28 protein-coding genes and 1 pseudogene are annotated in these 17,262 nt (G+C 58.4%); 8 read left to right on the forward strand and 21 right to left on the reverse strand.

Annotated elements, in window-relative coordinates:
• Positions 1 to 73: 73 nt before the first annotated feature.
• The 5 genes from KQI17_RS08040 (at position 74) to KQI17_RS08060 (ending at position 2,255) form a co-directional block, all read left to right on the forward strand.
• Entirely contained in the window at positions 74 to 1,039 is a 966-nt protein-coding gene (locus KQI17_RS08040; RefSeq protein ID WP_253285734.1) for a hypothetical protein, read from the forward strand.
• An 83-nt stretch (positions 1,040 to 1,122) separates the two neighbouring features.
• The gene (locus KQI17_RS08045) at positions 1,123 to 1,440 is read left to right on the forward strand and encodes a hypothetical protein (protein WP_216495662.1); all 318 of its coding nucleotides are present in this window, start codon (positions 1,123 to 1,125) and stop codon (positions 1,438 to 1,440) included.
• A gap of 43 nt (positions 1,441 to 1,483) precedes the next feature.
• Positions 1,484 to 1,708 (forward strand): hypothetical protein, encoded by a 225-nt coding sequence (locus KQI17_RS08050; RefSeq protein ID WP_216495663.1) that lies wholly within the window; start codon positions 1,484 to 1,486, stop codon positions 1,706 to 1,708.
• A gap of 59 nt (positions 1,709 to 1,767) precedes the next feature.
• Positions 1,768 to 2,037: a hypothetical protein gene (locus KQI17_RS08055; RefSeq protein WP_216495664.1), complete on the forward strand. Its 270-nt coding sequence runs from the start codon at positions 1,768 to 1,770 to the stop codon at positions 2,035 to 2,037.
• Between the two features lie 2 nt (positions 2,038 to 2,039).
• Positions 2,040 to 2,255, forward strand: a complete 216-nt coding sequence (locus KQI17_RS08060) for a hypothetical protein (RefSeq protein ID WP_148337001.1) — start codon at positions 2,040 to 2,042, stop codon at positions 2,253 to 2,255.
• Between the two features lie 393 nt (positions 2,256 to 2,648).
• Here KQI17_RS08060 and KQI17_RS08065 read toward each other — a convergent pair whose 3' ends face one another.
• The 20 genes from KQI17_RS08065 to KQI17_RS08155 all read right to left on the reverse strand — a co-directional run bounded on the left by KQI17_RS08065 (position 2,649) and on the right by KQI17_RS08155 (position 12,657).
• A complete protein-coding gene (locus tag KQI17_RS08065) occupies positions 2,649 to 3,131 on the reverse strand; it encodes an RNA polymerase sigma factor (protein ID WP_216495665.1) in 483 nt (160 codons plus the stop codon).
• A gap of 49 nt (positions 3,132 to 3,180) precedes the next feature.
• On the reverse strand, positions 3,181 to 3,813 hold the full coding sequence (locus tag KQI17_RS08070; protein ID WP_216495666.1) for a hypothetical protein: 633 nt from the start codon (positions 3,811 to 3,813) through the stop codon (positions 3,181 to 3,183).
• On the reverse strand, positions 3,800 to 4,129 hold the full coding sequence (locus KQI17_RS08075) for a hypothetical protein (protein WP_216495667.1): 330 nt from the start codon (positions 4,127 to 4,129) through the stop codon (positions 3,800 to 3,802). The genes KQI17_RS08070 and KQI17_RS08075 overlap by 14 nt, the downstream gene beginning before the upstream one ends.
• On the reverse strand, positions 4,111 to 4,635 hold the full coding sequence (locus KQI17_RS08080; protein ID WP_216495668.1) for a DUF1064 domain-containing protein: 525 nt from the start codon (positions 4,633 to 4,635) through the stop codon (positions 4,111 to 4,113). Before KQI17_RS08080 ends, KQI17_RS08075 begins: the two co-directional genes overlap by 19 nt.
• A complete protein-coding gene (locus KQI17_RS08085) occupies positions 4,636 to 5,169 on the reverse strand; it encodes a hydrolase (protein ID WP_216495669.1) in 534 nt (177 codons plus the stop codon).
• 2 nt (positions 5,170 to 5,171) lie between these two features.
• Positions 5,172 to 6,026 carry a hypothetical protein gene (locus tag KQI17_RS08090; protein ID WP_216495670.1) on the reverse strand — a complete coding sequence of 285 codons (855 nt, stop codon included), beginning with the start codon at positions 6,024 to 6,026 and terminating at the stop codon, positions 5,172 to 5,174.
• A gap of 243 nt (positions 6,027 to 6,269) precedes the next feature.
• A complete protein-coding gene (locus KQI17_RS08095) occupies positions 6,270 to 7,046 on the reverse strand; it encodes a site-specific DNA-methyltransferase (RefSeq protein WP_216495671.1) in 777 nt (258 codons plus the stop codon).
• Positions 7,043 to 7,219: a hypothetical protein gene (locus tag KQI17_RS08100; RefSeq protein WP_216495672.1), complete on the reverse strand. Its 177-nt coding sequence runs from the start codon at positions 7,217 to 7,219 to the stop codon at positions 7,043 to 7,045. The genes KQI17_RS08095 and KQI17_RS08100 overlap by 4 nt, the downstream gene beginning before the upstream one ends.
• The gene (locus KQI17_RS08105) at positions 7,216 to 7,440 is read right to left on the reverse strand and encodes a hypothetical protein (RefSeq protein WP_216495673.1); all 225 of its coding nucleotides are present in this window, start codon (positions 7,438 to 7,440) and stop codon (positions 7,216 to 7,218) included. Before KQI17_RS08105 ends, KQI17_RS08100 begins: the two co-directional genes overlap by 4 nt.
• A 344-nt stretch (positions 7,441 to 7,784) precedes the next feature.
• Positions 7,785 to 8,072, reverse strand: coding sequence for a DUF4406 domain-containing protein (locus KQI17_RS08110; protein WP_216495674.1), 288 nt, complete (start codon positions 8,070 to 8,072; stop codon positions 7,785 to 7,787).
• Positions 8,069 to 8,437: a hypothetical protein gene (locus tag KQI17_RS08115; RefSeq protein WP_216495675.1), complete on the reverse strand. Its 369-nt coding sequence runs from the start codon at positions 8,435 to 8,437 to the stop codon at positions 8,069 to 8,071. Before KQI17_RS08115 ends, KQI17_RS08110 begins: the two co-directional genes overlap by 4 nt.
• Positions 8,438 to 8,440: 3 nt before the next feature.
• The gene (locus KQI17_RS08120) at positions 8,441 to 8,800 is read right to left on the reverse strand and encodes a hypothetical protein (RefSeq protein WP_216495676.1); all 360 of its coding nucleotides are present in this window, start codon (positions 8,798 to 8,800) and stop codon (positions 8,441 to 8,443) included.
• Between the two features lie 9 nt (positions 8,801 to 8,809).
• Complete coding sequence (locus tag KQI17_RS08125; protein ID WP_216495677.1) at positions 8,810 to 9,037, reverse strand: hypothetical protein; 228 nt, start codon at positions 9,035 to 9,037, stop codon at positions 8,810 to 8,812.
• Positions 9,037 to 9,948, reverse strand: a complete 912-nt coding sequence (locus tag KQI17_RS08130) for a site-specific DNA-methyltransferase (RefSeq protein ID WP_216495678.1) — start codon at positions 9,946 to 9,948, stop codon at positions 9,037 to 9,039. Before KQI17_RS08130 ends, KQI17_RS08125 begins: the two co-directional genes overlap by 1 nt.
• A complete protein-coding gene (locus KQI17_RS08135; RefSeq protein ID WP_216495679.1) occupies positions 9,923 to 10,213 on the reverse strand; it encodes a hypothetical protein in 291 nt (96 codons plus the stop codon). Before KQI17_RS08135 ends, KQI17_RS08130 begins: the two co-directional genes overlap by 26 nt.
• Positions 10,203 to 10,868: a hypothetical protein gene (locus KQI17_RS08140; RefSeq protein WP_216495680.1), complete on the reverse strand. Its 666-nt coding sequence runs from the start codon at positions 10,866 to 10,868 to the stop codon at positions 10,203 to 10,205. The genes KQI17_RS08135 and KQI17_RS08140 overlap by 11 nt, the downstream gene beginning before the upstream one ends.
• A gap of 14 nt (positions 10,869 to 10,882) precedes the next feature.
• Positions 10,883 to 11,008, reverse strand: a complete 126-nt coding sequence (locus KQI17_RS13790; RefSeq protein ID WP_256445979.1) for a hypothetical protein — start codon at positions 11,006 to 11,008, stop codon at positions 10,883 to 10,885.
• Positions 11,005 to 11,835, reverse strand: coding sequence for a dUTP diphosphatase (locus tag KQI17_RS08145; RefSeq protein WP_216495681.1), 831 nt, complete (start codon positions 11,833 to 11,835; stop codon positions 11,005 to 11,007). Before KQI17_RS08145 ends, KQI17_RS13790 begins: the two co-directional genes overlap by 4 nt.
• A gap of 249 nt (positions 11,836 to 12,084) precedes the next feature.
• Positions 12,085 to 12,393 carry a hypothetical protein gene (locus KQI17_RS08150; protein ID WP_216495682.1) on the reverse strand — a complete coding sequence of 103 codons (309 nt, stop codon included), beginning with the start codon at positions 12,391 to 12,393 and terminating at the stop codon, positions 12,085 to 12,087.
• Positions 12,394 to 12,408: 15 nt separating this feature from the next.
• Entirely contained in the window at positions 12,409 to 12,657 is a 249-nt protein-coding gene (locus KQI17_RS08155; protein WP_216495683.1) for a helix-turn-helix domain-containing protein, read from the reverse strand.
• 182 nt (positions 12,658 to 12,839) lie between these two features.
• On the opposite strand from KQI17_RS08155, the gene ychF reads away from it, so the two are divergent.
• The 3 genes from ychF (at position 12,840) to KQI17_RS08170 (ending at position 15,330) form a co-directional block, all read left to right on the forward strand.
• Positions 12,840 to 13,952 carry a redox-regulated ATPase YchF gene (gene ychF / locus KQI17_RS08160; RefSeq protein WP_216495684.1) on the forward strand — a complete coding sequence of 371 codons (1,113 nt, stop codon included), beginning with the start codon at positions 12,840 to 12,842 and terminating at the stop codon, positions 13,950 to 13,952.
• Positions 13,953 to 14,088: 136 nt separating this feature from the next.
• On the forward strand, positions 14,089 to 14,625 hold the full coding sequence (locus tag KQI17_RS08165) for a biotin transporter BioY (RefSeq protein WP_216495685.1): 537 nt from the start codon (positions 14,089 to 14,091) through the stop codon (positions 14,623 to 14,625).
• Positions 14,626 to 14,742: 117 nt separating this feature from the next.
• Complete coding sequence (locus KQI17_RS08170) at positions 14,743 to 15,330, forward strand: NADH peroxidase (RefSeq protein WP_022018244.1); 588 nt, start codon at positions 14,743 to 14,745, stop codon at positions 15,328 to 15,330.
• A 196-nt stretch (positions 15,331 to 15,526) separates the two neighbouring features.
• On the opposite strand, the pseudogene KQI17_RS08175 reads toward KQI17_RS08170, so the two are convergent.
• Positions 15,527 to 16,723: pseudogene (locus tag KQI17_RS08175) on the reverse strand (IS256 family transposase); the annotation flags it as partial.
• Positions 16,724 to 17,262: the final 539 nt, after the last annotated feature.

Genomic DNA, 17,262 nt, shown 5'->3' on the forward strand with positions numbered 1-17,262 from the left:
TGGAGCCGCCGCACCGGACAAAGCGACGGCGCCCCATAAGCAAGACCCAAAACAAAATCAGGAGGTACACACCATGTACGAACAGACAAGCATGATCTCCACACCGCAGGCCGAAGCAAAGCCCGCCGCCCGCTACTACGAGATCAACGAGGACACGGCCCGCAACGCTCACTACTGCGTCCACATGAGCGACTACCAGCCCGGCAGCGCCACCAACGGCTACCGCGCCGCCGTGGACGAGGCCGCCGCGCTGGTGGAGGCACGGAAAGCCAAGGTCAGCCCCTACTACCACGACAAGCTCGACGCGCTGCTTGACCGCTACGCCCGCCGCCTTGCTCAATGGACGAACGACTACAACCGCAATCAGGCCAGCTATCCCAGCCAGTTCATTTCCGGCGCGGGCAATTACAACATGAAAAAGCACGAAAAGCAGATGTCCCGCGAGGGTACCCTCTGGAAAGAGTACGACGAGATCAAGGCCATCTTGAACAAGATCGAGGCCGTCGGCACCGGCGCGGTAGACCTCGCCGACCCCCACGCCCGCGAAATGCTCACTGACCAGCTCCAAAAGCTGCAAGCCCAGCTTGACCGCAACAAGGCCATGAATGCCTATTATCGCAAGCACAAATCCTTTGTCGGCTTTCCCGGTCTGACCGCCGAGGCCGCCGCCAAGCTCACCGCCGACTTTGCCGACACCTGCCAGCGCTGCCCGTGGGTAAAGCACCCCATCCCCGACTATGAATTAACCAGCCTGCGCGGCAAGATCAAGCGCACACAAGCCCGCCTCGACGAGCTGGACAAGCGCACGGAGCAGGCCCAGCAGCCCGCCGACAACACAAAGTTCCCCGGCGGTGAGATCGTCCGCAACACCGAGGCCGACCGTCTCCAGATCATCTTTGACGAAAAGCCCGACGACGAGCAGCGCGATGCCCTGAAACAAAACGGTTTCCGCTGGTCTCCCCGCTACAGCGCGTGGCAACGCCAGTTGACCCAAAACGCCGAGATCGCCGCCCGCCGCGCCCTCGGCCTGACGGAGTAACAAAACCGCCCAGCAAGTTACCAGCAAGTTGCCAGCAAGTTAAACACCCGCCCCGGAGGTCACGAGGGCAGAAAGGACACGGCATGAACAGCTATCCCAACATCATGTATTTCTTCCATGACGGCAGCACCTACCTCGTCCCGCGCTATACAAACGCCTCCGGCCTCGCCACTATGCTGGACGAAGTGCGACGGGCCGCCTATCTGGATATGACAAAAAGCGGCGCAGATCACGCCGTCTACGCCGTGAAGCATTACGACCCCAAAACCGGCGATGTCGTAAAGGCTGACATTTATGCCCCCGCCGTTCTTCTGAACGAAGCCGAGTTTACCAAGCGCACCGACGCACAGATGCAGGAAAGTCCCGGTTGCTATATTCTCGCGCTCCACGCCAGAAAATAACCACGAGCTGACCTACCGGCACGACGGGGAGAAAGGACGCAACATGGCCACGACCACAGCCCCCACAAGATACACGCTCAACCACGACGGAACGCTGGAAAAATGGTACTTGGAACACGACTGCGGCGAAATCGTCTATCTCCGCAAGACCTCGCGCCCCAAGTGGAACTGCTGCATGAAAGAGTTTCCCGCCGCCGAAGTATTCCCCGACTACAAAACCGCCCGTGCGGCGCTTAAAGCCCGCGCCTCCGCCAAAATTGCCCCGTAGACTTTTACACGCCCGCGTGTTATAATGCGACAAAACAAAACCGAACAGGGAGGCAGACCATGAACGAAGTCCCCGAAGTGTTCCCCGCGTACCGCCTTGTGGCCGAATTTGCCGACGGCCAGCGCCTCACCTTTGACGGCCTCACCGAGCAGCAAGCACAAGACCGCATGGAGGCGGCGCAGGCACAACACGGCGATATATGCTGGTATGACGGCGTGACCGACCAGCACTACGAAAACGGAAAATATTATAAGCTCGCCCCGCAGCCGCCGGAGATCATCTTGATCGACCTGACAGACTGCCCGGACGAGCCAGAAAAGGAGGATTGACCATGCCCATACCCGAAAGCAAGCGCCGCAACAACGACATTTACAACGCCAAATGCGACCGCATCAGCGCCCGCCCCATTAAGCCCATCGGCAACGCCATCCGCGCCGCTGCCAAGGCCGCCGGGCAGAGCGTACAGGCGTATGTGCTGCAAGCCTGCGAAGAACGCATGAAGCGCGAGGGACGCCCGCTGGAGCTTGACAGCCCCGCCGACGAATAACACAAATCCGACTTGCTATCGTGCAGAACAAAACCCCGGCAGACCGTACCAAAACGGCCCGCCGGGGCATTTTTATCTTCTCTTGCTGCTGTACAGGTATCTGCACCGCCGCCGGAGCGCTTTTCGCCTCGCTCTCCGCACAAAAAGCCGCCTCATGCCCTCCACCAGCTTATCCACAAAATCCACGGTCTTTTCCTCCCATTCGCAAATTGTTTTTCCAGCGCCGCCCCGACGATCACGGAAACCCTTTCGCGCCACGCGCGAAGTCTTGAAAAACTTGTTCCTATAAGGCCGGTTTTCCTGTTCCGCCGCCGCTGTGTTCCGGTGCAAGATCAGTCGGCAAAGCAGCCCTTGCTCAGCCCCGCCGGACGGCCCAAAAATTTTTGCCGCTTATTATGTACGCGCGCGCGACGCGCGACGGGCCAGCGCCTCCGCTTCCGGCAGCTCCTCCAGTACCTCGCCCAGCCGCTCCATGGCCCTTGTGTGCCAGTCGCGGGCCGTACTGTCCGCCGTCCCAAGTCTCGCGCTGATCTTCGCCCAACTGTACCCACGCACATAGCGCATCACAATGACCTCTTTGTACTTACCGTTCAGCGCGTCCAGACAGGCGCGAATACAGGCTTCATCCCCGGACAAAACCCGCTCCGTCTCCGCGATCTCCGCCAGCCGCTCGCTCACGCCGTTTTCCAGCGCCCGCAGCCCGCTTTCCTCCGTCGGCTTTCCCGGCGACGAACCGCGCGGCATCCCGTCACACGCCAGCCCCCGCAGTCCGTAATAATTGCCCTCCAATTCCGCCCGCTCCTGCCGCAGCAGGCGCAGCATCCCCGGAATTGCCTTGTAGTACAGGGCTATGTGCTTCACGCTACCATACCGCATCCGTCGCCTCCTGTTCTTGGCTCCGCGCCAAATCTTCTTGCCTGTGGTGTCAATCCAGCGTTTTCCCGAAGATCGGCTCTTTCGCGTCGCTCTCGTCCACATCCACCGGCTCGCCGAGAATATCCGTCATACGCCGGGCCAGCATATTGTAGCCGAACCAGTCCCCACCCTCGGCCCACTCGTTGAACTGCCGGAATACATCCTCCGTGGCGCGGACGGTCTCATTCAGCCGCTCCACGCCAAAGCCGAGGGCCTGACGCGCCCCCAGCGCATAGCATTTCACCACGATCTCCGCCGCTTCCCGCCGTTCGCCCAGCAAGGCCCAATCCCGGTTGCTTTTCGGCGCTTTTGACGCTGGCAGCACAAAATGCTCTGTCAGCAGGCCCTCCAGCTCCTCGTTCAGCTTCTTTTTCGCCCGCTCCATGCCCACGCCGCGCTTGTTGACGGCAAACCGCTCCAACGCGCCGTTTGCGGAGTTGATCACGCGGTCAAGCCTGTCTTTCCCGATGCCGTAGCGGTCATGCAGCGCAACCATGAAGCACAAAGAGATCACATGGCCCGCCGCCTCCCGGTTTTTCTCCACCCGCTCGCTCTCCGGCGTTTTCCCACGCAGATAGCGCGTCTGCGCCTGACGGGCCGCGTTGGTGCCAAAATGCGCCGGGATATGCTTATTTCTCCTCATGCTCCGCCTCCAGTTTCCCGCAGAACCGCCCGCACATGGGGCAGAACTCCGCGCACAGCACATTCAGCCCGCCGCCCCGCGCCGTGCTGTCCATCACAAGGCGGGGCCTGCCATCCTCGCCGTATTCCAACCAAAACGCCGTGCCGTCCACGGTCTCCAGCTTTTGGTGCCGCTGGCACAGGCCGCACACGGGCATTTCCTTCCGTTTCTGCTCCCTGTCCTCGAACCACGCCAGCTTTGCAAGGGCCACCTCGTAGCCCCTGCTGGAATACACGCGCCCGTCTTTGTCGTAGTGCGTCAGCCGTTTTTCCCACATGATGATACCTCCTCCGCCAGCTCCCGCCAGCGTTTGATTTCTTCCTTGTCCTCCGCCGTGATGATCTCCGTGAATTTCCAGCCCGCCGGACGGGCGATCAGCTCCAGAAACACCCGCCGCCGTACAGGATAATCCCGCTGCATCCGCCGGACAAACTTGCTCTTGATCTCCACGATCTCCACGGTGCCGTCGGCATAGGTCAGCCGGAAATCCGCCGTGTACTGAACGCTCCGCAGCTTCACGCCGTTGTATTCCCCCGCCGGGAACAACAGAAAGCACGGGTGCGCTTCCCACTTCACGATCTCCCCGCGTCCGACCTTTGGCGCGACGGTGCCGACGTAGTATTCATACTCGCCCCGGCTGTCAAATTTCAGCCCGGACATGGCAGCGGCACGGGCCGCCGCCGTCATGGTGTCGCCCCGCTTTTTCCCGCGCCCGGCAAGCTGTGCCTCTGCCTGCGCCCGGTAACGCGGCGGCAGATCGGATAGCTCCAGCCGGTACGCCATTCACAGCACCTCTTCGTGCTTTTCTCTCTGTGTCGCTATCATGTCCGCGTAATGTAGCTCCAGCACAAGCGGCGTTCTTTCCATGGCGGCATTCAGCGCACGGCTCCCTCCACGGAAAGCATCGTCATACGCGCCCATGTGCCAGCGGATGGCAAGTGCCTCGTCGTCCGTCAGCTCCATGTGCTTCATCACGAGATAGACAGACTTCTCCCCGTGTCCCATGGGCATCTGATCTTTCACGGTGTAGTCGGGATATTCCCCGGCATAGTAGTTCGCCTTGCACACGTCATGCAGCAGCGCCACGATGGCCTGCGTCTGCGGCGAATACAGACCGCGCAGATTGAAATTCCCCAGTAGGGCATAATACACATTCAGGCTGTGCTTCACCAGCCCGCCCGGATAGGCCCCGTGAAACCGTGTGCTGGCCGGAGCCGTGAAGAAGTCTGTGCTTTTCAGCCACTCCAGCAGCTTGTCCGCACCCGGTCTCGTCACCTGTGACAGAAAAATTTGCTCGAAACGTTCGGCATCGTTCATTCTCATTTCCTCCTTGGCCGATATATATTTCCTCGCCCGTGCCAACACTCGGCGCGGCGCAAGATCACAACGGTATGCCGCTGCCCGGCGTTGCTCACCTTGGTTTCCACGCGGTTGAGCGTGTAGCCGGGGTATTTCTGCTCCCAGAACGCAGCGTCGTCTATGTACACGGTGCTGGCCTCCTCCAGCTTTTTGCGGCTCCACTTGGTATCGTTGGGCGGCGGTGTCTTGGGCTTTTCCAGTCCACGGCTCTGCCGCCAGCTTCGGGCGCACCGTTTGTTCTTGTTGATATATTTTACAAGGCCCTCCACGCTTCCGTGGTCAACGGTGAGATATTCCCCTCGTGTTAGGCCAATGCTGTTTCCGTTCTTATCGCTCCACAGCTCCTCCAGCACGTCACGGGTCAGTCCCTCTGTGTGCTGGATGATCGCGTGGTGATGATGGCGGCCACAGATCGTCCCGTCTGCCATCACCGTTGTGTACTCCGTGGCGGCTACCCACTTCGGGCGCTCCACGCCGTTCTTATCGCACCAGCGATACACCCGCTTGATGTAATTCGTCCAGTCCATATCCGCCCGCTTGGTGTCTCCCGGCGCTGGCAGATGATCGTCGTCATAGGTTCCCGTCCACGAGAAGTCGCCCTTTCCGAAGTTGGCGTTTACAAGCTGCACATGGTATCTCTTGGAGCGGTTGTCGTTGTAGGTCTGCTGGGCGAGGGTACAGGCTTCTTTCTTCTTTGCTCTCCGGCTCGCCTTGTGCTGCTTCGGTGTCACGGGGTACAGATCAACCTCCATGTACCCCGCCGTGGCGTAGTCCTTGCCGCAGATATGCTTTTGTTCCCGATAATACAGGCTCATGCGGCCACGCCTCCCTCGTTTTTGCGTGTATGCGCCGTCACCGGCTTGCATACGGGCCATTTCAACAGTCGTATGCCGTCAGGCACACCCCTGTTTCATGGCTTGTCCCTTAACTTACTGCTGGTATACCAGCCCATTGCGGCCCCTCGGCCGCAACAGAAATTCTCTCCGGCACCGCCGGAAACAGGTCTCGCTTCAACCGGCAAGGCCGCGCCGCTCTCACGGCGCGACCGCCTCCGGTCGTCAGATTGTCGTTTTCTCCATCAAGATCGGCGCGAGCATCTTTTCTCTCGCCGCCTCGTAGAAACTCTTGTCCACCTCGAACCCGTAGGCGCTGCGCCCCAGCTCGTAGGCTGCGCGTAATGTGGTGCCGCTCCCGGCCACCGGGTCGATCACCACGTCGCCGGGGTCTGTGAACACTTCGATCAGGCGTTTCAACACGCCCACCGGCTTTTGCGTGGGGTGTATCTTCGGGTACTCCTTTCGGCTGTCCCGCTCCCAGCGGAACCAGTCAAAAACCATGTGCTTTTCGCCGTCCTCGCCGACGTTGCGGAACTTCGGCAGCTTGTCCCGGTAGAGGACGACCGCAAATTCCGTCGCGCCCACGATCTTCATGTTGGCTTTTAATACCTGCGCGGAATAGTTCTTGCAGAAAAATAGCGGATAGCTTTTTGCAAATCCGTACCGCTTTCCGTACTCGATCACGGTCTGCATCTGCTCAAAGGCACAGAACACGATCATTGCCGGAGCCTGTCCCTTTTCCTTTGGCTCTTTTTTCAACAGCCTGTTGCAGAAGTGCATATACTCCGCGATCTTGAACGTACCGTCCGTGTGGAAAAAGCTCTGCTTTGCCAGCTTACTTTCCCCGTTCTTGTTGTCGCCGCCCTGATACCACATGGGATTGCTGGCATAGGCATCCGCGCCGATGTTGTACGGGATGTCCGCGATCACAAGCTGGGCTTTCGGCACATTGTACCGCTTGAAATTCTGAAAATTATCGTGGTATAGCTCGCATTTCATATCGTTTTCTCCCTGCGCCGCCGCATCCGGTAGCACAGCTTCCCGCACCTGCGGCAGCAGATGTAATTCGTGTGATACTTCCCGCCGTGCCGGTCGCTCCGGCGGCGTGTGACCTCTATGTATTCCGCCTTGCACGGGCTGTGCAGCCCCAAGCGGCAAAGCAGCGGCTTCATCTCCTGTCACCTCTGATTTTCCGCTCGAACTGCTCGATTTCTCCCACGATCAGCCAGCATAGCCACGCCAGCACAACACCGTCAACCCTGCTTTCATGCACGATGCCCTCAAAGACGCATTCTGCGCCAATCCAGCACAGGCCGAGCATCACATACAGGAACAGAAACAGCAGCCCCTTTGCCGCCGCGTTCAGAATACGCTCTGTTGTTCTCCCGCTCATTCCGCGCCCTCCTTTCTCCGTCCGCCGGAACAGAAATAATCATCCTCCACCGGGATACACCCATAAAAGCTCCCCATCGGCTCCTTGCAATACCGTTTTCCAAACTCTGTTACATCGCTTTTCTTGCAGTCCTTGCACCGCACCACCGGCACAACATCCGTAGCGTATACGGAAGTTGCATTTTCCGGTGCTATCCCCGTATCCAAGTATTTTTGCAACAGCGGGCAGTGCGCCGCAGGTACAGCCGTGCAGAACCCTCCGGTCGCCGTGCAGTTTCCGTTGTCTTTGTGCCTGTATTCGCACCGCAGGCAATTAACCTCTCCCATGCTTTTCCTCCAGCATCGTCACTCCTCCATCAGAAACACCATCTTTTTCCCAACGTACTCGCACCAGTGCTTTTCAAGCTGTGCGCCGGGGCTGTCCTCCCAATCCGGCAGGAACACCGCCGTGTCGGCGCTCTCCAGCATGGCAAAGCAGATGCGCATATAGTCCGCCTTTTTCAGCCCCTCCGGCGTGACCGCCGGAGAAATCACCGTTACACCGGCCCGCTCCTCCAGCTTCTTCGCCGCCGCCGCGAATTTCTCCCTGTAGTTCGGGTCTCCCGTGATCTTTCCGGCCAGATACACTTTCATTCCCGCTCGCCTCCCAACTTCGCCATCTGCTTCCGCTTCCAGTTTTCTGTGTACTGCTCCATGCTCCCGTTAAAGCCCGTGCAGAGAAGCACATCATGCACCGTTTTTCCCTCGTGGGCGCAGTCAGAGCAGTTCAATCCGTTGTTGCACGGCGTTTCGCAGAATTGGCACATACAGTTTTCATTGTCGAACGGACACGGATTGACCGCTTCCACGATGATCTCCCGCCCGCAGCCGGGGCAGAAGTGCCAGCCGTTTTCCGTCGGCCCGTCTGCCTCGAAATTCTCGATGTACCCACACGCCCGGCACCGCCAAGCGTCATGCTCCCGGTCTACGCACTCATATACCGCGCTTTTCTCGCTCATGGTTTATCCCTCCAGAATTCTCTTTACGGCGCGGAGCTGTTCGAGGGTATAGCGGCCTATTTTGTCCCAGCCAGCGGCAACCCGCACCCACTCTTTCAGTTCCTCACGTTCTTGGTACTCGCGTACAGCATCCTCCGACGGAAACAAGAGGCGCGGTGAGCCATACTCTGTTTCCTCAATGAGATACGGCATATCCCTGTTGTGCGCTTCCCGAAACCGTTCTCCCCATCTTCCGCTGATGGTTACATACTTTCGGCCCACCTTTGCGACCTCCGCTTTTACTACGGAGAATTTATCTCTTGGCCGCCGTGCGTCTCCAACGATGTACACGGTCTGCCTCGGCTTAAAATACTTAATATCCATGGCATACCCTCATACGTTCACATATCGGTTTTGGCAGTTCACATTGTTGCAGAAGCGCTCGCGTCCGATCTCCCGCAGGCGATGCCCACAATACTGGCAATAGTCGCCCTGCTGTCGCCGTGGTTCTTCCTCTGCGTGTGTCCCGCAGTATCTCATGCGGTTCATCAGACATATCACGGAGCCGGGCTGCACCACCGCCGCGCAAACACTTTTCGCTTTGCAGTTGTAGCAATCCATCACTCCACCTCCGCTATTCTTCTGGCGGCCATTTCTACATACGAGGGATTGATCTCACATCCCACGAAACCGCGCCCCATGCGTTTTGCCACCACGCCTGCTGTGCCGCTGCCCGCAAATGGGTCAAGTACAACGCCGCCCTCTGGGCAACCCGCTAAAATACACGGCTCGATCAGCTTTTCCGGGAATGTGGCGAAGTGTGCGCCGCGAAATCCGTTTGTGCTTACGCTCCAGACGCTCCGCTTGTTCCTGCGTCCCGTCTTGTTTTTACTGTTCCCGTGGCTCTCACGCTCCACCTGTGCGCTGTTGTCGTGAGATCGACCGCCGGTATAGGCTCCGCCGCCGCGAAACGTCCTTGCGTTTCCTTTGGCCGATGTGACTGGTTCGCTGATTGCCGCCGCGTTGAAATAATAGTGCGCTGACTTTGACAGCAGGAAGATGTACTCATGTGACCTCGTGCATCGGTCATTTACGCTCTCCGGCATACAGTTCGGCTTCTGCCAAATGATGTCTTGCCGCAAATACCAACCGTCTGCACGGAGGGCAAAGGCCAACTGCCAAGGTATGCCGATCAGGTCTTTTTTCTTGTACCCCTGCGGTACGCGCTTTGCGGTGTGTCCGCAGGAATTGCGGGTGTTCGTCGGCGGCTGGTTCCCTGATTTGGTGGCATAGCTATCGCCCACATTCACCCACAGAGTTCCGTCTTGCCGCAGTACCCGTCGAACCTCACGAAAAACTGCGACCAGCTTCTGCAGATATTCCTCCACGCTGGCCTCGTTCCCGATCTGCCCCTCCACTCCGTAATCTCGCAAATTATAGTAGGGTGGGGAGGTCACGCAGGTATGTACGCTTTCTGGTGGCAGCGTCCGCAGCAGCTCCAGCGCGTCACCTTGCAGAATAGTGCAGTTCATCACTCTGCCTCCGCGTCCCAGTCAATCGCCTGTCCGCATTGCCCGCAGAAGCGGCAGCGGTTTCCGTCCTCGTTGTGCAGGTATTCACCGCTCCCGCAGGACGGCAGGCCAGTACACCCGCGTCCCCGTCAGGGTATGGGCTTTCCGGCACACGCCGCCGCAGCGCCTCCACACCCATCCGGCAAGCCTCGTTCACCGGCTCAAGGCTCTCATACGCCTCCCGGTGTTCCGGGTCTAAAATCTCAATGGCCCGTTCATTCTCCATCTTCCACACCCTCCATTCCGATCTGCCCCGCGTCCTCCGCGTCGTCCTCGGCCTCCTCGATAACCGCCTCCCGGCGCTCCTTATCCTTGTAGAACTGCTCCATGCAGAGCGCCTGAAATTCCGCAAGATCGTTGATGTATTCCTCTTTCAGAATGTTCATGGGCATGATGGCTGCCAGTACATCCATGCCGTCATGCACCACAAGATACCGCTGTCCCGCTTCGGTCTGCCGCGCCGTGTAATAGATGTATTCGCTTTTCTTGATCTCCTCCGCCAGCGGCGCAAGATACGCCTCGTTGTAGAAGATCAGCTCGCCATCCACCTTGCAGCGGCAGGCGGAACACCATAGCCCGTTGGGAGCCGCCGCCACTTTCAGTTTTTCCGTGTCCTGCTCGCCCTGCGCATACGGTGCAAGGTTCAGTCCCAGCACATTGTTGATACTCCCCGGCCAGTCCTCGGTCAGATACACTTTTTTCCATGCGCCCGCCGTCATGTCCAACACCGTTCGCACCTGCTCGCTGCCCTCCATGTCCGGCAGCTCCGTCGCCCGGTAGATTGCCGTGCCGGTAGATAGCCAAATCCCGCTGCCCGCCACATGGAGTACGGCGCACCGGCCTCCGTTCTTGACCAAGTTTGCAAATTTCGATAGCTTCATTCCCGCCGCCTCCTTTACCCAAACAGATACAGAATGCAGAATTTCAGCAGGGCAGGCCCGGCCAGCGCCAGCGCCAGCCCCCAAATCACCATCAGCGCAAGCAGCAGCACCGCGCCCAAGCCATACAGAATATCTTTCATCGCTTTCCACCTCTCACGCCTATGGTCACATAGGCGGTGCCTTTCCCGTTCAGCTCCATATCCACGGGTGCCTTGCAGTCCAAGCAGCTATGGGTGATGGTCTTCGTCTCCGCATTGGTCTTGTAGCGGAACGACTTACCGCACTTACAGTGCATGAACATGGGCCGCAGACCCTCCAGCGTCGTTTCGTGTCCGCACTCCTGACACCGGAAGCTGTACGTTTCCCGCTTCGCGCAGAACGCCTTGACCGCGCCGCACTCCTCGCACACCACCAGCAGAAAGCCCTTGTATGGCCCCTGCGTCCTGTCGTCCTCCGCCGTGGCCCAGCTCTCCCGCTCGCCGAACATTCGCTCCACGCGGCTGTTCCGCTCCGGCTTGTTCCGTTCCGCCGTGCCGCCGGTATGTACCTGCTCGCCGGTGCTGCCAAAGCCGCCGCGATCACGGTTGCCCAAGCTCTCCACCTGCACAAACTCCATGTCCGGCGCTTTCTCCACAAGGCGGAACTGGCAGATGCGCGTTCCTTTCGGAATGTGCGTTCCCTCTTTCCGCAGGCACAGCGCCGGATAGCCCCACACATCGCCGTCACCGCAATAGTCATTCTCGATCACGCCCATGCTGTTCGCCAGCAGGATGCCCCACTTGCCAAAGGTCGAGGAACGGGGAACGACGTGCGCGTAGTAGCCCGCCGGTATCTCAATGGAAACACCCAAGGAAATGATCTTGTACTCCAGAAAGTCCAGCGTGACATCCTCTGCGGTGCAAAGGTCTATCCATTCGCCGTGAACCTCCGGCAAGGCGTTTCCATGGGTGTTGATTTTCACTTTCATATTCAATTCCTCCCGCAAAATTCTTTTGGTATAACCACCGCCGTGCCGCCCGGCACGGCCCATACCTCCGCGTCCCGTATGTCTGTCCATTCGCAGCCCCAGTATTCCGCCGCGTTCAGTAGTGCGGCGTAGTTCGACCGGTGCGGCACCACCACGGCCCCGTACTTTGGATGCACTACCCGCGCCCGGCCTCTGACCCGCCAGCGTTCCTCACGCGCCCGCCGGACGCTGTTTTGGTAGCTGCTCCGATCAAAGTTCATCTTCGGCCCGCTCCCGCCGCAGCCATTCCGCGTTCTTTTCCTGTCCGTAGAACGCATGGCCCAGCCAGCCGCCCAACAGCATCATGCCGAGACCCGCAAGCCCTCCGAGGAAGATCACCGTCAAATCCTCCGCGCCGCCTATTGCCATCAGGAGCAGAAAGCCCAACAGCATCATGGCCGCGCCGATGTTCTCCCGCACACGCACCATCTTCCGCCGCTGTGCTTCCGTCCGGCTCCGCCGGGAACGGCGCTCGATTGTCAGGCCGCCGCGCTTCATTTCACAGTATGCCGTCCTCATAGCTTGTCCCTCCGCTTACTCAGAGGCAGCGCGGGCCGTCCTACGCCGCCTGTAGTTGTTGATGATCTCCTGCTGTGCCAGCTCCGCGCTGTAACCGATGCGCCCGTTGCTGTCCATTTCCCCGGTGTCTCCCCGTTTCAGTTCGTTATATACGGTAGACCGATGCACTTTCAGCTTCGCGGCGATCTCCTCGACACAGCGCCCCTTGTTGTAAAGTTCCTCCAGCTCTACGCGGTCTTTCAACGTCAAATGTCTCTTGCCCAAGCCGCTCGCCTCCTCCTTTTCCATGCAAATAGATAAAAAAATAAATGCGGGAAAACTCTTTTCGAGTTCTCTCGCATTTATTCTAAATATTCAGCCTTTTTCAAAAGGCGGCGGAATGTCTTGCGTTTTGCGCCCCGGCGTGATAGAATGTTTTGCTGAAAAATAAAAGGAGGCTTTCCTTTATGAAATTAGGTATCGTCGGGCTGCCGAACGTCGGCAAGTCCACCCTGTTCAACGCCATCACCAACGCCGGCGCGGAGAGCGCCAACTATCCGTTCTGCACCATCGAGCCGAACGTCGGCATGGTGGCTGTGCCCGACGAGCGGCTGGACAAGCTCGCCGAGATGTACCACCCCAAGAAGAAGACCCCCGCGGTCATCGAATTCGTGGACATCGCAGGCCTTGTCAAGGGCGCCAGCCAGGGCGCGGGCTTGGGCAACAAGTTTCTGGAGAACATCCGCCGCACGGACGCCATCGTTCACGTCGTGCGCTGCTTCGATGACGAGAACATCATGCACGTCGTCGCCGACGCCAGCACGAACGTGCCCGTCGATCCCATCGGCGACATTGAAACGATCGACCTCGAACTCATCATGGCCGACCTCGAAATGGTGAACCGCCGCGTGGAAAAGGCCGCGAAGATGGCCAAGGGCGACAAGAAGTTCCTGCACGAGGCGGACGTATTCAAGGCACTCGCCGCGCACCTCGACGCCGGTAAGAGCGCGCGCACCTTTGAAGCCGACAGCAAGGAGGACGCCGAGCTGATCGCCACCGCCGACCTGCTCAGCCTCAAGCCCATCATCTACGCCGCAAACATGGACGAGGACGGCTTTGCCGACAAGGACTCCAACAAATATTATAAGCTCGTCGCCGATTTGGCGGCAAAGGAGGGCGCGGAGGTGCTGCCCATCTGCGCCAAGCTCGAGCAGGACATTGCTGAGCTGGACGGCGACGACCGCGCCATGTTCCTTGAGGAGCTGGGCATCGAAAAGTCCGGCCTGGACCGTCTAATCCAGTGCTCCTATACGCTGCTGGGTCTTATCTCCTTCCTCACCTACGGCGAGGACGAGTGCCGCGCGTGGACCATCGTCAAGGGTACGAAGGCTCCACAGGCCGCCGGCAAGATCCACTCCGACATCGAGCGCGGCTTCATCCGTGCCGAGACCATCAACTTCTCCGAGATGATCGCCTGCGGCTCCGTGGCCGCCGCCAAGGAGAAGGGGCTGCTGCGCAGCGAGGGCAAGGACTACGTCGTCAAGGACGGCGACATGATCTATTTTCGCTTCAACGTCTGAGCTTACAAAACGGGGAGATGCCATTCTCCCCGTTTCGGTTACCCTTCCTGTAAACCTATATAAAATTTTAGGTTGACAGAGACTCCGTGCTGTGCTACACTGGCCCCATCCTATTGAGAAAAAGAAAGGCAGCCCCATGAAAACAAGAGACCTCATCTACTGCGCCCTGTTCGCCGCCCTGACCGCCATCGGCGCGTTCCTCCACTTCCAATTCATGCACGCGACCATCACGCTGCAGTGCTTCTTCACCGCCATGGCCGGACTGTTGCTCGGTGCCAGGCTCGGCGCGCTCTCGCAGGCGCTCTACGTCGGTCTCGGTCTGGTGGGGCTTCCCATCTTCGCTGCCGGCGGCGGCTTCAGCTATGTGTTCAATCCCACCTTCGGCTTTCTGCTCGGTCTGATCCCCGCCGCGTGGGTCATCGGCAGGCTCGCGGAGAAAAACCGCACGCCGCTGCGTCTCGCGCTCGCCTGCGCCGCCGGCTTCGCTGTGCTTTACGCCATCGGCCTGCCCTACATCGCGCTCATCGTAAACGTCTACAACGGCGGAGCCGTCAGCGCGGCGAAGCTCGCCACGGCCTATATGCTGCCCTATCTCCCCGGCGACTGCCTGAAGATCGTCGTCAGTGTGCTCCTTGCCCCGCGTATTCTCAGGGCAATGGCAAGAAATTCATAAAAATTTTACCGCAAAGTTGCAAATGCAACTTTGCAAAACTGCAAATACTATGCTACACTAAGCTCACAAAGGCAAGCAACCTAAAAATTCCAACAAAATCAAATGGAGGATACGAATATGAAAAAGTGGGTCTGCAAGGTTTGCGGTTATATCTATGAAGGTCCCGAGGCGCCCGCGGAGTGCCCCGTGTGCCACGCCAAGAGCAATATGTTCGAGGAAGTCAAGGGCGAGATGAAGCTCGCCGCCGAGCATGAGTTCGGCGTCTATGCCAAGACCGTGAAGAACAACGACCAAATCAGCGAAGAGGACAAGAAGTATATCTTCGATCAGCTCATGGCCAACTTCAACGGCGAGTGCAGCGAGGTCGGTATGTACCTGTGCATGGCGCGCATCGCGCACCGCGAGGGCTATCCCGAGATCGGCCTGTACTGGGAGAAGGCCGCCTACGAGGAAGCCGAGCACGCCGCCAAGTTCGCGGAGCTCCTCGGCAGCGACCTCGAGAGCAACATGACCGATTCCACCAAGAAGAACCTCGCCTGGCGTGTGGACTGTGAGTTCGGCGCGACCAACGGCAAGTTCGAGCTGGCTGCCTGCGCGAAGAAGAACGGCCTTGACGCCATTCACGACACCGTCCATGAGATGGCCCGCGACGAGGCCCGCCACGGCAAGGCGCTCAAGGGCCTGCTGGAGCGCTACTTCAAGTAAGCCGAAGGCACTGAAAAATCAAGAGATTTTTAAGGGGAAGCTGAGAGATCGGCTTCCCCTTTTTTGCGCCCCGCGGGGGAAGGAGCGCAGCTCTATGGGCAAAGCGCTTTTGAAGAACAGTAGGCTATCCTTGAAAACGGTCAGGTGCCGTCAAGATTTATGCGCAAAATTATTTGCAGGCTCCGGCTGAATGAAGTCAGCCGGCAATAGAGGCGTCATTCAGAGCCGCCTCCAGGTGCTTCATGTTCATGTATTTCTTGCAGCCCCACTGGGTGCCCGCCACGTGGCGCAGCCTCGCGCAGACCAGCATCAGGGCGGAGTTGCCGTCAGGGAACGTCCCTACCACCCGCGTCCGTCGGCGGATCTCACGGTTCAGCCGCTCGATCACGTTGTTGGTGCGGATACGGGTCCAATGTTCGCCAGGAAAATCACAGTAGGTCAGCGTCTCCTCAATGCCGTCCTCGACCTTCTTGGCAGCCTCCTTCAGCTTCATGGCGCGCAGCTCGGCGACCACGGCTTTCGCCTTCTCGCGGGACGCCTTTTTGCTCTCCTGGGCGTGGATCGCCTTGAGCATTTTTGCCACAATTTTGACCTTGGATTTAGGCACAACAGAGAAAACGTTGCGGTAGAAATGTACCGTGCAGCGTTGGTATTTGGCCTCGGGGAACACTTCGCCCACGGCCTCCAGCATCCCCATGCACTTGTCGCCGACGATGAGCTTCACACCATCCAGTCCGCGTCCACAGAGCCACTGGAAGAAGCTGACCCAACTGGCCTTGTCCTCTTTCATTCCTTCAGCGGCCCCCAAAACCTCGCGAAAACCGTCCTCATTCACGGCGATTGCCACCAAAACAGCAACATTTTCGTACTCTCCACCCCAGTTGCGGCACAGGTAGATGCCGTCCACGTAGACGTATGGATACCGTCCGCCCTGTAACGGGCGGTTGCGCCAATCCTCGATGTGAACGCAGGCTTTCTTGTTCAGCTCGCTGATGGTGGCGGGCGAGACCTTGCTGCCCCACAGTATCTCCGTGATGTCCTCCACACGGCGCACGGAAACGCCTGCCAGGTACATCTCGATGAGGGCCTCCTCCACGCTGCTCTCCCGGCGGCGATACCGCTCAATGATGGCTGTCTCGAAGGACACGCCCTTGAGTCGGGGTACATGGAGCGTGACGTCGCCGGAGGTCGTGGTGAGGCTGCGGTCGTAGTGACCGCTGCGGTAGCCCTGACGGGCCTCGCTGCGCTCGTAGCGCGCCGCCTGCGTCAGCGACTCCGCCTCCTTCTCCAGCAGCTCGTTCAGGGTTTCTTCTACACTTCCTCGAACTAATTCTTTGAGCTGCCCCTTGATAATTTCCTCATTCAGCTGTACAATTTTCTCGGACATAGTTTGCTGTCTCCTTTCAGAATGGTGTGTCGTGACTTCATTCTACCAGAGCCTGCAAGCTATGTCTTCTTTTATGCGGTTTTCAATTTGCGCAACTTATTGTACATTATCCCCTTTATTTTTTAACGGCATAAGCAAGCGTCGATTGTTCCTGCTTTTCAAAAATAATTTTAGCATAGTTGCTGTCCAATAAAAATCCCTACAAGCGCAGAAAACGAAAAAAGCCCGGTGAGTACAGAGAAAATCTGAAACTCACCGGGGCTACTCACATACCTAGTTTCTACCACTGGCTACTCTAGACAAATCATATCTTTAATGGTTTTGTCTTGGTTTTTAATACAATCTTCCCCTTGCCTGAAAATCCAGTTCCAGGAATCGCAGCAGCGATGCTCGCAATCTTCTCCGATCCTCCACCAATTAATAGGGATTGCCATGAAACAGGAGCTTTTGCAGAAAATCATGGAGCTGCGGCAGCAGGATGTAACACAGTTCTATACGGCCTGTGACCACGGCATCGGCCTTTATGCCGCTGAGCAGATCAATGT

This window comes from Oscillibacter sp. MSJ-31, assembly GCF_018918025.1.
Classification (GTDB): Bacteria; Bacillota; Clostridia; order Oscillospirales; family Oscillospiraceae; genus Hominicoprocola.

Bases quoted from the DNA above. Each gene is read 5' to 3' on its own strand.
- KQI17_RS08040 (WP_253285734.1), top strand. From the start codon at position 74: ATGTACGAACAGACAAGCATGATCTCCACACCGCAGGCCGAAGCAAAG.
- KQI17_RS08045 (WP_216495662.1), top strand. From the start codon at position 1,123: ATGAACAGCTATCCCAACATCATGTATTTCTTCCATGACGGCAGCACC.
- KQI17_RS08050 (WP_216495663.1), top strand. From the start codon at position 1,484: ATGGCCACGACCACAGCCCCCACAAGATACACGCTCAACCACGACGGA.
- KQI17_RS08055 (WP_216495664.1), top strand. From the start codon at position 1,768: ATGAACGAAGTCCCCGAAGTGTTCCCCGCGTACCGCCTTGTGGCCGAA.
- KQI17_RS08060 (WP_148337001.1), top strand. From the start codon at position 2,040: ATGCCCATACCCGAAAGCAAGCGCCGCAACAACGACATTTACAACGCC.
- KQI17_RS08065 (WP_216495665.1), bottom strand. From the start codon at position 3,131: ATGCGGTATGGTAGCGTGAAGCACATAGCCCTGTACTACAAGGCAATT.
- KQI17_RS08070 (WP_216495666.1), bottom strand. From the start codon at position 3,813: ATGAGGAGAAATAAGCATATCCCGGCGCATTTTGGCACCAACGCGGCC.
- KQI17_RS08075 (WP_216495667.1), bottom strand. From the start codon at position 4,129: ATGTGGGAAAAACGGCTGACGCACTACGACAAAGACGGGCGCGTGTAT.
- KQI17_RS08080 (WP_216495668.1), bottom strand. From the start codon at position 4,635: ATGGCGTACCGGCTGGAGCTATCCGATCTGCCGCCGCGTTACCGGGCG.
- KQI17_RS08085 (WP_216495669.1), bottom strand. From the start codon at position 5,169: ATGAACGATGCCGAACGTTTCGAGCAAATTTTTCTGTCACAGGTGACG.
- KQI17_RS08090 (WP_216495670.1), bottom strand. From the start codon at position 6,026: ATGAGCCTGTATTATCGGGAACAAAAGCATATCTGCGGCAAGGACTAC.
- KQI17_RS08095 (WP_216495671.1), bottom strand. From the start codon at position 7,046: ATGAAATGCGAGCTATACCACGATAATTTTCAGAATTTCAAGCGGTAC.
- KQI17_RS08100 (WP_216495672.1), bottom strand. From the start codon at position 7,219: ATGAAGCCGCTGCTTTGCCGCTTGGGGCTGCACAGCCCGTGCAAGGCG.
- KQI17_RS08105 (WP_216495673.1), bottom strand. From the start codon at position 7,440: ATGAGCGGGAGAACAACAGAGCGTATTCTGAACGCGGCGGCAAAGGGG.
- KQI17_RS08110 (WP_216495674.1), bottom strand. From the start codon at position 8,072: ATGAAAGTGTATCTGGCCGGAAAGATCACGGGAGACCCGAACTACAGG.
- KQI17_RS08115 (WP_216495675.1), bottom strand. From the start codon at position 8,437: ATGAGCGAGAAAAGCGCGGTATATGAGTGCGTAGACCGGGAGCATGAC.
- KQI17_RS08120 (WP_216495676.1), bottom strand. From the start codon at position 8,800: ATGGATATTAAGTATTTTAAGCCGAGGCAGACCGTGTACATCGTTGGA.
- KQI17_RS08125 (WP_216495677.1), bottom strand. From the start codon at position 9,037: ATGGATTGCTACAACTGCAAAGCGAAAAGTGTTTGCGCGGCGGTGGTG.
- KQI17_RS08130 (WP_216495678.1), bottom strand. From the start codon at position 9,948: ATGAACTGCACTATTCTGCAAGGTGACGCGCTGGAGCTGCTGCGGACG.
- KQI17_RS08135 (WP_216495679.1), bottom strand. From the start codon at position 10,213: ATGGAGAATGAACGGGCCATTGAGATTTTAGACCCGGAACACCGGGAG.
- KQI17_RS08140 (WP_216495680.1), bottom strand. From the start codon at position 10,868: ATGAAGCTATCGAAATTTGCAAACTTGGTCAAGAACGGAGGCCGGTGC.
- KQI17_RS13790 (WP_256445979.1), bottom strand. From the start codon at position 11,008: ATGAAAGATATTCTGTATGGCTTGGGCGCGGTGCTGCTGCTTGCGCTG.
- KQI17_RS08145 (WP_216495681.1), bottom strand. From the start codon at position 11,835: ATGAAAGTGAAAATCAACACCCATGGAAACGCCTTGCCGGAGGTTCAC.
- KQI17_RS08150 (WP_216495682.1), bottom strand. From the start codon at position 12,393: ATGAGGACGGCATACTGTGAAATGAAGCGCGGCGGCCTGACAATCGAG.
- ychF (WP_216495684.1), top strand. From the start codon at position 12,840: ATGAAATTAGGTATCGTCGGGCTGCCGAACGTCGGCAAGTCCACCCTG.
- KQI17_RS08165 (WP_216495685.1), top strand. From the start codon at position 14,089: ATGAAAACAAGAGACCTCATCTACTGCGCCCTGTTCGCCGCCCTGACC.
- KQI17_RS08170 (WP_022018244.1), top strand. From the start codon at position 14,743: ATGAAAAAGTGGGTCTGCAAGGTTTGCGGTTATATCTATGAAGGTCCC.